Source organism: Janthinobacterium sp. 64 (assembly GCF_002813325.1).
Classification (GTDB): Bacteria; Pseudomonadota; Gammaproteobacteria; order Burkholderiales; family Burkholderiaceae_D; genus Janthinobacterium.
In genome coordinates, this window is the sequence record NZ_PHUG01000001.1 from 2,203,404 (window position 1) to 2,215,926 (window position 12,523).

General features: G+C 62.2%; 13 protein-coding genes. 6 read left to right on the forward strand and 7 right to left on the reverse strand.

Translation table 11 applies throughout. The features are described from left to right. Positions 1 to 28: 28 nt before the first annotated feature. The 6 genes from leuB to CLU91_RS09690 all read right to left on the reverse strand — a co-directional run bounded on the left by leuB (position 29) and on the right by CLU91_RS09690 (position 6,437). Entirely contained in the window at positions 29 to 1,099 is a 1,071-nt protein-coding gene (gene leuB / locus CLU91_RS09665) for a 3-isopropylmalate dehydrogenase (protein WP_100873977.1), read from the reverse strand. Between the two features lie 10 nt (positions 1,100 to 1,109). Next, positions 1,110 to 1,757, reverse strand: coding sequence for a 3-isopropylmalate dehydratase small subunit (leuD, locus tag CLU91_RS09670; RefSeq protein ID WP_035821053.1), 648 nt, complete (start codon positions 1,755 to 1,757; stop codon positions 1,110 to 1,112). A gap of 51 nt (positions 1,758 to 1,808) precedes the next feature. Further along, positions 1,809 to 1,931 (reverse strand): lipoprotein, encoded by a 123-nt coding sequence (locus CLU91_RS09675; protein ID WP_010400408.1) that lies wholly within the window; start codon positions 1,929 to 1,931, stop codon positions 1,809 to 1,811. Positions 1,932 to 1,999: 68 nt separating this feature from the next. Beyond that, complete coding sequence (leuC, locus tag CLU91_RS09680) at positions 2,000 to 3,403, reverse strand: 3-isopropylmalate dehydratase large subunit (protein WP_100873978.1); 1,404 nt, start codon at positions 3,401 to 3,403, stop codon at positions 2,000 to 2,002. A gap of 275 nt (positions 3,404 to 3,678) precedes the next feature. Next, complete coding sequence (locus CLU91_RS09685) at positions 3,679 to 5,577, reverse strand: chemotaxis protein CheA (protein WP_100873979.1); 1,899 nt, start codon at positions 5,575 to 5,577, stop codon at positions 3,679 to 3,681. Continuing rightward, entirely contained in the window at positions 5,577 to 6,437 is an 861-nt protein-coding gene (locus CLU91_RS09690; protein WP_100873980.1) for a protein phosphatase CheZ, read from the reverse strand. The genes CLU91_RS09685 and CLU91_RS09690 overlap by 1 nt, the downstream gene beginning before the upstream one ends. A gap of 467 nt (positions 6,438 to 6,904) precedes the next feature. Here CLU91_RS09690 and CLU91_RS09695 point away from each other — a divergent pair, with 467 nt between their 5' ends. The 6 genes from CLU91_RS09695 to CLU91_RS09720 all read left to right on the forward strand — a co-directional run bounded on the left by CLU91_RS09695 (position 6,905) and on the right by CLU91_RS09720 (position 11,451). Beyond that, positions 6,905 to 7,372, forward strand: a complete 468-nt coding sequence (locus CLU91_RS09695) for a universal stress protein (RefSeq protein ID WP_100873981.1) — start codon at positions 6,905 to 6,907, stop codon at positions 7,370 to 7,372. A 159-nt stretch (positions 7,373 to 7,531) separates the two neighbouring features. After that, complete coding sequence (locus CLU91_RS09700) at positions 7,532 to 8,176, forward strand: response regulator (RefSeq protein ID WP_100873982.1); 645 nt, start codon at positions 7,532 to 7,534, stop codon at positions 8,174 to 8,176. A 328-nt stretch (positions 8,177 to 8,504) separates the two neighbouring features. Beyond that, complete coding sequence (locus CLU91_RS09705; RefSeq protein ID WP_034750901.1) at positions 8,505 to 9,311, forward strand: Crp/Fnr family transcriptional regulator; 807 nt, start codon at positions 8,505 to 8,507, stop codon at positions 9,309 to 9,311. Between the two features lie 260 nt (positions 9,312 to 9,571). Further along, positions 9,572 to 9,769: a hemin uptake protein HemP gene (hemP, locus tag CLU91_RS09710; protein WP_034750559.1), complete on the forward strand. Its 198-nt coding sequence runs from the start codon at positions 9,572 to 9,574 to the stop codon at positions 9,767 to 9,769. Positions 9,770 to 9,855: 86 nt separating this feature from the next. After that, a complete protein-coding gene (locus CLU91_RS09715) occupies positions 9,856 to 10,182 on the forward strand; it encodes a hypothetical protein (protein WP_100873983.1) in 327 nt (108 codons plus the stop codon). Positions 10,183 to 10,221: 39 nt separating this feature from the next. Then, the gene (locus tag CLU91_RS09720; protein WP_100873984.1) at positions 10,222 to 11,451 is read left to right on the forward strand and encodes a DUF2325 domain-containing protein; all 1,230 of its coding nucleotides are present in this window, start codon (positions 10,222 to 10,224) and stop codon (positions 11,449 to 11,451) included. A 22-nt stretch (positions 11,452 to 11,473) separates the two neighbouring features. Here the strand turns inward: CLU91_RS09720 and CLU91_RS09725 are convergent, their stop codons facing one another. Next, positions 11,474 to 12,442: an IS1595 family transposase gene (locus CLU91_RS09725; RefSeq protein WP_100873985.1), complete on the reverse strand. Its 969-nt coding sequence runs from the start codon at positions 12,440 to 12,442 to the stop codon at positions 11,474 to 11,476. Between the last annotated feature and the right edge of the window lie 81 nt (positions 12,443 to 12,523).

The following is a 12,523-nucleotide window of genomic DNA, read 5'->3' on the forward strand; positions in this document are numbered from 1 at the left end:
AGACGGCGACTGCCGTCATTAGACTATTTTATCCCAGTGCTTTTACAACTGCATCACCCATCGCCTCGGTACCGACTAATGTCGTGCCCGCTTCATGGATATCGGCCGTGCGCAAGCCCAGCGCCAATACTTTCTTGACGGCAGCCTCGATGCGGTTTGCCTGCTCTTCGCGGTTCAGCGAATAGCGCAGCATCATGGCGGCCGACAAGATCGTCGCCAGCGGATTGGCGATGCCCTTGCCGGCGATATCGGGCGCCGAACCGTGCGATGGCTCGTACAAGCCCTTGTTGTTGGCGTCCAGCGAGGCCGACGGCAACATGCCGATCGAGCCCGTCAGCATGGCGGCCGCGTCCGACAAGATGTCGCCGAACATGTTGCCGGTCACCATGACGTCGAATTTCTTCGGCGCCCGCACCAGCTGCATGGCCGCGTTGTCGACATACATATGGTCGAGCGCCACGTCCGGGTATTCCTTGTGCACGTCGATGACGATGTCTTTCCAGAACTGGAAGGTTTCCAGCACGTTCGCCTTGTCCACGCTGGTGAGGCGCTTGTCGCGCTTTTGCGCCGCCTGGAAAGCGACGTGGGCGATGCGGCGGATTTCGCCTTCCGCATAGCGCATGGTGTCAAAACCTTCGCGCTGGCCCTTGAACGGGCCGTCCGGGCACTCGCGCACGCCGCGCGGCTGGCCGAAATAAATGTCGCCCGTCAATTCGCGGATGATCAAAATATCGAGGCCGGACACCACTTCCGGCTTCAGGGTCGAGGCGCCCGCCAGTTCCGGATACAGAATCGCGGGACGCAGGTTGGCGAACAGGCCCAGGTTCTTGCGCAAGCCCAGGATCGCCTGCTCGGGGCGGAACTGGCGTTCCAGATTGTCATATTTGTAGTCGCCGACGGCGCCGAACAGCACGGCATCGGCCGCTTTCGCCAGGGCAAGAGTACCTTCCGGCAGCGGGTGTCCATGGGCCGCATAGCCGGCGCCGCCCACGGGTGCCGTTTCCAGCTCGAACGATTCGCCCAGCACATGCAAGACCTTGACGGCTTGTGCGACGATTTCAGGACCGATCCCGTCGCCGGGTAAGATTGCAATTTTCATGGAATGATCTTTAGATAACGTTGGCCAGCCAGGGCTGATTGGTCAGATGCCGTTCTTCGAAGGCGCGGATATCGTCGGCGTGGCGCAGGGTCAGGCCGATATCGTCGAGGCCATTCATCAGGCAATATTTGCGGAAGGCGTCGATCTCGAACGGATACGAGACGGAACCATTGCTGGTGCGCACGCACTGCTGTTCCAGGTCCACCACCAGCTTGAAGCCGGGGAAGGCCTTGACTTCATTGAACAGGTGCTCGACCTGGCTTTCCGACAGCACGATGGGCAGCAAGCCGTTCTTGTAGCAATTATTAAAGAAGATGTCGGCGAACGAAGGCGCGATGATGGCGCGGAAGCCATATTGATCGAGCGCCCACGGCGCGTGTTCGCGCGAGGAGCCGCAGCCGAAGTTCTTGCGCGTGAGCAAGATCGACGCGCCCTGGTAGCGCGGCTCGTTGAGCACGAACTCGGGGTTCAGCGGGCGGCGGCTGTTGTCCTGGCCCGGTTCGCCATGGTCGAGATAGCGCCACTCGTCGAACAGGTTGGGGCCGAAACCGCTGCGGTGGATCGATTTCAGGAATTGCTTCGGGATAATCGCGTCGGTGTCGACGTTGGCGCGGTCCAGCGGGGCCACCAGGCCTTCGTAAATCGTAAATTTATCCATGCTGTTTCTACTCGGTAAGACGCGCGGCGCAGGGCGCCGGCACGTCACGGTTTATTTTCCGCCGGCGCCAGTGACGACCTGGCCGACTTTCTGCACATCGCGGCCGATGCCGGAGACGGTGTTGCAGCCAGACAGGATCACGGTGGCGATGAGGAGGGCGAAGAGTTTTTTCATGATGAGTTCTCGATAAGAAATATGGGACTGGAAACGCTAGTGTAAACCAGCGGCGCCAGTCCCTGCCGTCATCGCAATCCCCGCACGTCGACAAAGTGGCCGGCGATGCCCGCAGCGGCCGCCATCGCGGGCGACACCAGGTGGGTACGTCCGCCCTGCCCTTGCCGGCCTTCGAAGTTGCGGTTCGAGGTCGAGGCGCAGCGTTCGCCCGGCTCCAGGCGGTCCGCATTCATGGCCAGGCACATGGAGCAGCCTGGCTCGCGCCACTCGAAGCCGGCATCCTTGAAGATGCGGTCCAGGCCTTCGCGCTCGGCCTGATCTTTCACCAGGCCGGAACCGGGCACGACCAGCGCCAGGGTGACGTTCGAGGCGCGGTACTTGCCGCGCACCACGGCGGCGGCCGCACGCAAATCCTCGATGCGCGAATTGGTGCAGGAACCGATGAAGACCTTGTCGATACGCACGTCGGTGATCGGCGTGTTCGGTTTGAGGGCCATGTAGACCAGGGCTTTTTCGATGGCGTCGCGCTTGACGCTGTCTTTTTCATTGTCCGGGTCTGGCACGCGGCCATCGATGCCGATGACCATCTCGGGCGACGTGCCCCACGTCACTTGCGGTTGAATCTCTTGCGCATTGAGGGTGACGACGAGGTCGAAACGGGCGCCCGGGTCCGAATGCAGGGTACGCCAGTAGGTCACGGCCCGTTCCCAGTGCGGACCGGCCGGCGAAAACGGACGGCCCTTGACGTAATTGATCGTGGTGTCGTCGACGCCGATGATGCCGGCGCGCGCGCCCGCCTCGATGGCCATGTTGCACACCGTCATGCGCCCTTCCATCGACAGCGCGCGGATGGCCGCGCCGCCGAACTCGATACAGTAACCGGTCCCGCCTGCCGTGCCGATCTTGCCGATGATGGCCAGCACGATATCTTTCGCCGTCACGCCGGCCGGCAGGGCGCCGTCGACTTGCACCAGCATGGATTTGGATTTCTTTTGCAGCAAGGTTTGCGTGGCCAGCACGTGTTCCACTTCGGACGTGCCGATGCCGTGCGCCAGCGCGCCGAAGGCGCCATGGGTCGAGGTATGCGAGTCGCCGCAGACGACCGTCATGCCGGGCAGGGTCGCGCCCTGTTCGGGGCCGATCACGTGCACGATGCCCTGGCGCTTGTCGTTCATGTTGAAGTAGGTCAAGCCGTAGTGCTTGGCGTTCTTGTCCAGCGTTTCCACCTGCAGGCGCGAGACCGGATCGGCAATGCCGTCGATGCGGCTGGTGGTGGGCACGTTATGGTCGGCCACGGCCAGGTTGGCGGAAATGCGCCACGGCTGGCGGCCCGCCACGCTGAGACCATCGAAGGCTTGCGGGCTGGTGACTTCGTGCAGCAAGTGCCGGTCGATATACAAAATTGTCGTGCCATCATCTTCGGCCCGAACAACGTGGGATTCCCAGAGTTTGTCGTAAAGCGTCTTCATCATGATTTATGCAGCGTTGCCACAGCCTGTTTAAGTGATCTGTCGTACTGATCGAAGGGATCGGCAATGATTATGCCATATATTGTGCAATGCAGAAGCAAAAGCCGCCCCATCGTGGGATGGGCGATACAAAATTCGGCCTGCCTTGCGGATATGGTTAAAAAATTGCTGATACGAAAATCCGCCAAAATGCCGGCGGGGCGAATAAAAATCGAAAAAAATCAAAAAAAAGCCCGCTGCAGAGGTCTGCAGCGGGCTTGGTGTGCTTGCCGGTGTTTCTAGGCGGCCATGCGCACACTTCCCCTGCAACCATCCATCAGGAAAGATAGGCCCACGACCAGCACCAGCTCACCCTCGGCCGAGCGGGCGGTGCCGGTAATGCCTTCCACGGTGATGGCCGTCATCGGCTTGATCACCAGGTCGGCCGTACCATCGACGGCTGCCACGGCGAGAATGTACGGCTGTGGCGCAGCGACAACAATGCCCACGCGTTCGCTGCACGATTCGTACCCCAGCGCGCCGGCCAGCGAGCGCACGGGCAATGGACGGCCCTGGTCTTTCAGCACGGGCGCGCCGCCCACTTCCATGAAGGTTTCCGGCAATTCGACGACGCGCTGCACCACCGCCATCGGCAGCGCCAGCGCGGCGCCCGAGGTGGACACCAGCATGGTCGGCACGATGGACAGCTCGATCGGCAGGCGGATGGCAAACTTCGTGCCCTTGCCCAGCGTCGACTCGATGTGGATGGCGCCGCGGTTTTTCTCCACGGCCGTCTTCACCACGTCCATGCCCACGCCGCGTCCGGAGACGCTGGAAGCGACTTCCTTGGTCGAGAAGCCCGGCAGGAACACCAGCTGGAAGCATTCGTCGTTGCTCAATTGCGCGTTTTCGCTGATCAAGCCCTTTTGCTGGGCCTTGCTGCGCAGGAAGACCGGGTCCATGCCCTTGCCATCATCCTGCAGCACGATCATGACACTGTTGGCTTCCTGCCAGGCTTTCAGCGAAATATACGATTTGGCGGGCTTGCCGGCAGCCAGGCGCGCTTCCGGCGATTCGACGCCATGGTCGAGCGAATTGCGCAGCATGTGCACGAGCGGATCGTACAGGCTGTCGACCACCACGCGGTCGACTTCCGTCTCCGCGCCCTCGATGGTCAGCTCGACATCCTTGCCCAGGTCTTTTGCCAGCTCGCGCACCAGGCGCGGGAATTTCTGGAACAAACGGCCCACGGGCTGCATGCGCGTGGCCAGCGTGGCCCGCTGCAGTTCCGTCGAGTAGCGCGACGCGCGTTCCAGGGTTTCCGCCAGGGTCGCCATCAGGGTGGCGGCCTGGCCTTCGAATTTGAATTGCAGCAAGCGCTCGAGCAGCACGGCAGCCTGGTTGGCCGCCTGCACCGATTCTCCGGCCACTTCCAGCAGCGCGTCGAGCTTGACGGCGTCGACGCGGATACTGTCTTCCTTGACGGGCGCGGCATGGCGCACTTCCGGACGCTCTTCGCGGCGTTCCGCGCCATCCCAGGCCTTGCCGGCCGGCTTGGCAGCGGCGGCAGCGGCAGGCGCGGCGGCCACGCTGGCCACGGCGGCAGGCGCAGCAGCGACGGCGGAAGCCGGTGCGGCAGCGATCTGGCTACCGGCCGGCACGACGGCGTTATACATGCCTTCCCAGTCCAGGCCATCGGCACTGGCGGTAGCGGTGGACACGGCGGCAGCGGCTGGCGTGGCGACGGCAACTTCGGCAACGGGCGCGGCGGCTTGCGCCACCACGGCGGCGGCCGGCGCGTGGGCGTCCATGCCCTTGCCTTCGATGGCGTTCGTCAGGATGTGTTCCAGCTCTTCCGGCATGGCCGGCAAGCTTTCCGGCGCGGCACCGTTGGCCAGTTCCGTCAGCTGGTCGGCGACGAAACCGGACGCCTGCAGCGCTGCCTCGATGGCGATCGGGGTCACCGGCGCGGCGCCCGTGCGCAGCGCATCGAACAGGTTTTCCGTCAGATGGCAGGCCGCCACCAGTGCGGGCAGGCCCATGAAGCCGGCGCCACCCTTGATGGTGTGGAAGGAACGAAACACGGCATTCAGTGTTTCCTTGTTGTCAGGATCACGCTCGAGGCGCAATAAGTGCTCTTCAACATTAACCGCAAGATCCATCGCCTCAACGACGAAATCCTTGAGCATATCGTCCATTAGAATCCCAAATCCGCAAGAAGGTCGTCTACATTATCCTGGTCCAGTGCCACCGACGGCACGGACGGGCCCTGCATCAGCGGCACCGGCTTTTGCGCCAGTTTTTCGCGCACCTCGGCCGGCGCGTTGTCGCGCAGCAGCTGAGCCAATTCGTTTTCCACCGTCTTGGTGATGTTGACCACTTTTTTGATCAGCTGGCCCGTGATGTCCTGGAAGTCCTGCGCCATCATAATTTCCAGCAAGCGCGCTTTTTCCGCTTCCGTCGCCTCGGCAACGGCTTGCGCGAACTGGCGCGAATCGCCGGCCAGGGCCTTGAACTCTTCCAGGCTCAGCTTGCCATCGAACAGCGCCGTCCAGCGGCTGTCCATGTCCTTGGCTTTCTTCGACAGCACATCTTGCGCCGGCATGCCTTCGTCGAGCGTATTCAGGACCTTGTTGGCGGCCTGTTCCGTCAGGGTGGCGACATATTCCAGGCGGTCCTGCGCGTCGACGATCTGCGACGACGCTTCCGTCAACGCCTTGTCGTAGCCCAGTTCGCGCAGCGAATCGTGCAGCAGGCGCACGATGCCGCCCAGGCGTTCGAACATCGGCTTGTCGGACTGGTCGACAGGATCGGCCGCTTCGCCAGGCACGCCTGCGTCAGCCGCGGGCGGCGCTTCCGGCGCGGCGGCGACTGGCGCTTCCGCGGCCGCTGGCGGCACGGCGGCGCTGGCCGACACGGAGTCGAACAGCGCGTCAAAATCGTCGTCCGCGATCACGGCAGGAGCGGGCGCGGCGGCAGGCGCTGGCGTGGCTGCGGCCGCGCTTTGCGCGGATACTTCATCGAATAATGCATCGAAATCATCAGCGGCGTTGGTCATATCCCTGCTTCTCCATAATTTGTCAAAATTCCGCCTGAACTGTGCGTTTTACAGACTGATACCCACAATTTCTCGATTAAGATGATTTGAGGCAATACCGCTGCGATGGTGCGAGTGTAGCAGGGCGCCGCCCTGTTGGTAAATCTCAAAACGCGCTTCCTGGTGTAAAGCTGTTCTACAAGAGCTTTTCCGTCAGGAAATAAGTGTTCCTGCTGTTGTATTTTGAAATACTACCATTGGCGTGCGTGCAAGACCACGCGGCGCACAAGAAATCCTGCTCACGGGCGGCTGCGCAACAGTACTCCATGACTATCGTTGCGGCTAAAACACGATCTTTCTGCCAATGTTGTCTATACTGAAGGTGCAATAGTATTGATAATTATCAAGTCTTTAGATGAATACCATGCTGCCGCCGCGCCTACAATAAGGGGCGTTGCACGCGCTGAGTCACCGCCAAAGGACCTGCCATGTATAAGAAAATTCTGATCGCCACGGACGGTTCCACCGTCTCCAACCTGACGGCCTGTGCCGGCGTTGCCTTTGCCGAACAGATGCACGCCGACATCCTTGCCGTGTACGTGGCGCCCGAGTACCAGTACCCGGTGTACATCGAAATCATTCCACCGAGCTATCCCAGCGAAGAGGAGTACCGCATCGCCATGCGCAAGGCGGGCGCCGACCACTGGCAGCCCATCCTCGACGCGGCCGCCAAGCGGGGCCTGGAAGCGACGGGCCTGACGGCCTTTTCCGACAGCCCGGCCCTGAAAATCGTGGAAGTGGCGCAATTGCAGCACTGCGACCTGATCTTCATGGGCTCGCATGGCCGCAGCGGCTGGGGGCAATTGCTGCTCGGCAGTGTGACCAACAAAGTGCTGTCGCACTCGACATTGCCGGTACTCGTGCATAGGCTGATCAAGGAACCCCCATCAAAATAAGGGGTCACATGGCCATGCAGGCCGCAGCAACCCATGTATCGGGTAAAAGGCTACACTGCGGCCTTTTCAGTTAAAATGACAACGTTTCTCGTTTCCCAACACCTGGCCGGCCGCCACGAAACGGCCAGGACACATTACACGCTTCCAGATTGCGCGCCTATGATACGTATTGTGATTGCCGACGACCACACCATCATGCGGGAAGGATTGAAGCGCATCCTTGACGGCGCGCCGGACATCGACATCGTGGGCGAAGCCATCGACGGCTTTGAGGTACTCAACCACGTCCGTCAGGGCGGCTTCGACCTGTTGCTGCTCGACCTGTCGATGCCGGGCCGCAGCGGCGTCGACCTGATCCGGCAAATCCGCAGCGAAGCACCCAAGCTGGCCATCCTGATCCTCACCATGCACGAGGAAGAGCAATATGCGGTGCGCGCCATCCGCGCCGGCGCACAAGGCTATCTGACCAAGGAAAGCGCGGGCACCCAGCTGGTGGGCGCCATCCACAAGGTGGCGTCGGGCCGCCCCTACATCAGCGCCGAGGTGGCAGAGCAGCTTGTGCTCAACATCATGATGCCGAATGAAAGCTTGCTGCACAAACAGCTGTCGGACCGCGAGTTCGAGGTCTTTTCCCTGCTGGTGGCAGGCAAGTCGATCACGGAAATCGCCAACCATCTGCACCTGAGCGTGAAAACCGTGAGTACGCACAAGACGCGCATCATGCAAAAGATGGGCATGAGCTCGCTGTCGGAAATGGTGCAGTATGCCGTGGCACACCGCCTGCTCTCCCCCTTCAAGACCTGAGCGGCCCACGCGCGCCGCCCGTAGGAACAATCCTACATCACCTGCCATAGCTCCTACTGCCATATTCAGCCACTGCTGATATTAATTGCATACGGTTGTTGGCATACTGAAACCAGTCGTCAAGTTGCTGGGAAGTTATTTCATCACACAGCAAGTCTTCAGCGCATTGAGATTTATCCGCCTGGACGCGCGCCGCCCCTGCCTTGCCCGCCGCCCTGTGCACCTTGTCATTCAACTCTGCACTACTTGTCACCAGGAGATGAACATGCTGTCCACGCAAACGCCTGAAACCCGCGCTGCCGCTCCATCGCTGCCCCCCTCCTCTCCGATGGAAGCGGGGCGCCAGCGCCAGGGGCGGCTATGGTCGAACCTGAAGGAGGTGTGCGACCTGCTGCATATCTCCAGCGCCTGCACCATCGCCGCCGACGAATTGCTGTTCCAGCACGTGCAATTCAAGACGGGCCAGCGCGTGCACACCATCGGCCAGCCGTTCGACACCCTGTACATCGTCAATTCGGGCTTCCTGAAAACCGTGCTCATCGATGAATTCGGCAATGAGCAGGTACTCAGCTTCCCCATGAAGGGCGACATGCTGGGCGTCGACGGCATCCACTCGCGCCATTACTCCTCGGAAGCGGTGGCCTTGTCCGACTGCGACCTGATCCTGCTGCCGTTCAAGAAGCTGACGGCGCTGGGCAGAGTCCACCTGGAACTGGAAAACGTCATGTACGGCGTGATGAGCCGCGAACTGGTGCGCGAACAGGCGATGATCGGCATGCTGGGCGCCCTCAGCGCCGAAGCCCGCGTGGCGCGCTTCCTCGTCTCGCTGGCCGACCGCTTCGCACAGATGGGCTACTCGAGCAAGCTGTTCAACCTGCGCATGACGCGCCATGAAATCGGCAGCTACCTGGGCCTGACCCTGGAAACGGTCAGCCGCACCTTGTCCGCTTTCAATGAAATCGGCCTGATCTCGGTTGACCAGCGTACCATCGGCATCAAGGACCCGGACGCCCTGAAAACCCTGCGCCGCCTGCCACCCTCGCGCTCGCGCGCCAAGCAGCTGGCCGCAGCCAAGCTCAAGGCCGACACCACGGCGGCCGCCACCGCCTCGGCGCAATTGCTGGCCACCATTTAACGCCACCCGATACACGCCACCCAATTCTTCAAGCTTGGCACAGGCTTGACCCGGCCAAGGCACACCGCCTTGCCGGGTCTTTTTTGTTGCCCGCCCCTTCTCCCGCCCGCTGGCGCCGCCGCGCGCCGCGCACACGGCACGCCCCTCCGTGGCACTCAAAAAAAAGCCAGCCTCCGGCACAAATAAGCCTTGCTTTTCGGGCCACATTCAACAATAATGCAAATACGAATCATTCTCAACTGAGATAAAGAAAGCCCAACATGCAAAGCTCAAAACCAGCCTTGATCCAGGATGCCGCTACTGCCCACGTCCGTCCTCCCGTCAGCATGGCCCAGCCGGCGCGCCGCATCACCAGCGAAGCGCTGCTGCAGCAGGGCCGCGAAGTGGAAATTGAGCACAGCGGCAAGATCTATCGCCTGCGCGTCACCCAATTGAACAAGCTGATCCTGACTGCCTGAAGCAGCACGGCAGCCAGTCACCACACTCGCCAGCCAGTCGCGCCCCATGCGCGCAGCCAGCCACACCACCCGCACAGGAGTGTTTGATGGCGAACGACCGACCTTCCCCGATGTTTCCTTCCCCGCAAGGCCAGCAGCCTGAATTGCTGCTCTCGGCCGTGCTGCACCTGATGTCGCACTACCATGCTGGCAGTCCCTGCGAGAAACTGGCGGGCGTCATCGAACGCCACCTGCAAGTGCTGTCCAGCTCGCCCGGCCTGGGTCCCGTGTTGCAAGCGACGTGCCAGCAACTGTCGCAGCAATGGGCCGCCTTGGTGGCGCTGCACCGGCCTGCGCCGCCGAAGAGCACCTTGCTCGATCGCCTGGCACGCGTGCTGAGCGCCAGGCGTCCCGCCTCGCCCCTGCCGCAATAGTTCTCTTCAACACCTCCCACCGCCTAACAGGATATCGCCATGTGTGACAAAGACCAGTCCCTGCCCGTCATCAGCAATTGTTCCAGCGGCGAGGCCGAAACGGCCGCGCTCGCTTCGCGCCGCCGCCGCCTGTGGGAACTGTCGCATACCTGTCATTGCCCGCTGGTCGGCGTGGGCTTGCCATTGGGATACCTGCGCAAGCTGGTGGGCAAGATGACGGGCGGGCGCGTACTGGCCGACGACTACGAGGTGCACGTGGGCGCCGTGACGGAATGCGGGGTGCGCAACCGCCTGTCCGAAGCGCTGCAAAAGGAACTCGAACGCCGCTACGCTCCCGTGATCCTGCGCTTTCGCGGCGCCAAGAGCACGGAGCAGGTAGCGCAACTGTGGCGCACGGCCGTCGCCAACGGCGACGTGTCGGGCGCTTTCTGGGCCGGCCTGACGCACCCGCGCTGCGACGCCGAGCTGGAAGAGCAGATGTGCCGCGACTTGCACATGATCCAGCACCAGGCCGGCGCGTGCGTGCGCGCCGACATGGGCAAATTTACGGCCTTGCAGGAAGAAAATGTGCGCCTGACGCACGAACTGGCCAAACTGCAACAGCGCAGCCAGGCAGCGCTGATGGAAAAAACGGGCGAGCTGGAACGCCAGGAAGCCGTGCTGCTGCGCACGCGGGCCGAATCCATTGGCAAGGACAGCGTCATCGATGGCTTGCGCTGTGAGCTGGCGCAATTGCAGGCCGCCATCCCGGCGCTGGAATCGCGCACCCGCCTGGTCGAGCGCCTGGCGCAAATGGATGAGCGCGAAAAGGAATTGCGCCAGCAAATCGCGGAATTGAAACAGGCCCAGCCGCGCCCAAGCGCCGTCGTGCCGCCACCGGCGCCGAAGCTGGAAGTGCCGACGGGCGGCAAGCTGAAGATGCCGATCCGCCTGGTCGATCAAAGCGTCTTGTGCGTGGGCGGGCGCAGCGGCAATGTCGCCACCTACCGCGCCCTGATCGAACGGGTCGGCGCGCAGTTCGCCCACCACGACGGCGGCCTGGAAGACAATGCCAACCTGCTCGATTCGAGCCTGGCGGCGGCCGATCTGGTGATTTGCCAGACGGGTTGCATCAGCCACAGCGCCTACTGGCGCGTCAAGGATTATTGCAAGCGCACGGGCAAGCGCTGCGTCTTCATCGACAACCCCAGCATTTCCAGCCTGGCGCGCGGCTTGCAGGAAGTCAGCGGCGAGATGGAAGCGGCGCCGCTGGCCGCGATCCAGCCGTAAGCAGCCCCGTCTGTATTAATGGCTATGTCACCGTCAGATGTGGGAATGTCCCCAAAGTGGCTCTGAGCAAGCTTTCGGGGGACAATATTCTCCGTGCGTCGAGTATCCAGCGCCAGCCCAGGTAGTTCGGCAGGTAGCGCGTGGCCACGCCATGAAACGCCTGCAGCCAGCCGCGCAACCTGCTGTGATACGCATTGACGTTCTGCACATGCACCGTGCCGCGCACGCGAACGCCGGCCCGCAAGTTAACCGCCGCATGCCCGATGCCGATCTCCCTGGCAAACACGGGATAGGCCGGATGGCCATCGCTCACCAACAAGATGTCACGGTCGATCACCGCTGGCAGGCAGGCGTGCAGTTTGGCCTTGCTCAGCTGGCCCATGCCGGCAACGAAGTCGACGGTTTGGCCGGTGCGGTCGCGCGCCACCAGCACGCACACCTGCTCGTTGGAAATGCCACGCTGGCTGGCGCGGCCTCCGCGCTTGCGCGCCGGACGCGTCATGTGTTTTGAACCTTTCTGCGACTCCAGCACATACATCTCGTCGGCTTCGGTAATGCCATGCAGGCAGCGCGGCCGGTCGGTCCTGGCCAGCGCGAGGAAACGGTGGCGCCAGCGAAAGCTGGTGTTGCGATGGATATGCACCTTGCTGGCCGCCTTGCGTACCGAAAACGAGTTGAGCAGGCAATCGGCATAGGCCAGCCAGCGTTCCTTGTGGTGCAGATGCGCCAGCGGCGTGCCGCTCAAGGCGTTGAAGGTTTTGCGGCAAGGCACGCAGCGATAGCGCTGCAGACCGTGGGCCTGGCCGTGACGGTGGAAATGTGTCGATCGGCAGCTGGGACAATGCAGTTGCGCCAGCGCTGTTTGCTCGATCAGGACGACGGCCGCAGCCTGTGGCGCGCTGGTGCGCAATAATTCGCTGCTGGCAAGACGCTGGCGGTGCGACAGTTGCGGGAATTGGCTGGCGAAGGTCTGCCACTGGGCGGCGTCCATGATCGGCTCCTTGAAAGGAAATACCTGATCCAGTTAGACCTCAGCAACTGCGGCGCGTTCCCACCGCTTTCGATGACAGAG

What these genes read in the sequence shown, in the direction of transcription:
- leuB (WP_100873977.1), bottom strand. Translation starts at nt 1,099, where the DNA reads ATGAAAATTGCAATCTTACCCGGCGACGGGATCGGTCCTGAAATCGTC.
- leuD (WP_035821053.1), bottom strand. Translation starts at nt 1,757, where the DNA reads ATGGATAAATTTACGATTTACGAAGGCCTGGTGGCCCCGCTGGACCGC.
- CLU91_RS09675 (WP_010400408.1), bottom strand. Translation starts at nt 1,931, where the DNA reads ATGAAAAAACTCTTCGCCCTCCTCATCGCCACCGTGATCCTGTCTGGC.
- leuC (WP_100873978.1), bottom strand. Translation starts at nt 3,403, where the DNA reads ATGATGAAGACGCTTTACGACAAACTCTGGGAATCCCACGTTGTTCGG.
- CLU91_RS09685 (WP_100873979.1), bottom strand. Translation starts at nt 5,577, where the DNA reads ATGGACGATATGCTCAAGGATTTCGTCGTTGAGGCGATGGATCTTGCG.
- CLU91_RS09690 (WP_100873980.1), bottom strand. Translation starts at nt 6,437, where the DNA reads ATGACCAACGCCGCTGATGATTTCGATGCATTATTCGATGAAGTATCC.
- CLU91_RS09695 (WP_100873981.1), top strand. Translation starts at nt 6,905, where the DNA reads ATGTATAAGAAAATTCTGATCGCCACGGACGGTTCCACCGTCTCCAAC.
- CLU91_RS09700 (WP_100873982.1), top strand. Translation starts at nt 7,532, where the DNA reads ATGATACGTATTGTGATTGCCGACGACCACACCATCATGCGGGAAGGA.
- CLU91_RS09705 (WP_034750901.1), top strand. Translation starts at nt 8,505, where the DNA reads ATGGAAGCGGGGCGCCAGCGCCAGGGGCGGCTATGGTCGAACCTGAAG.
- hemP (WP_034750559.1), top strand. Translation starts at nt 9,572, where the DNA reads ATGCAAAGCTCAAAACCAGCCTTGATCCAGGATGCCGCTACTGCCCAC.
- CLU91_RS09715 (WP_100873983.1), top strand. Translation starts at nt 9,856, where the DNA reads ATGGCGAACGACCGACCTTCCCCGATGTTTCCTTCCCCGCAAGGCCAG.
- CLU91_RS09720 (WP_100873984.1), top strand. Translation starts at nt 10,222, where the DNA reads ATGTGTGACAAAGACCAGTCCCTGCCCGTCATCAGCAATTGTTCCAGC.
- CLU91_RS09725 (WP_100873985.1), bottom strand. Translation starts at nt 12,442, where the DNA reads ATGGACGCCGCCCAGTGGCAGACCTTCGCCAGCCAATTCCCGCAACTG.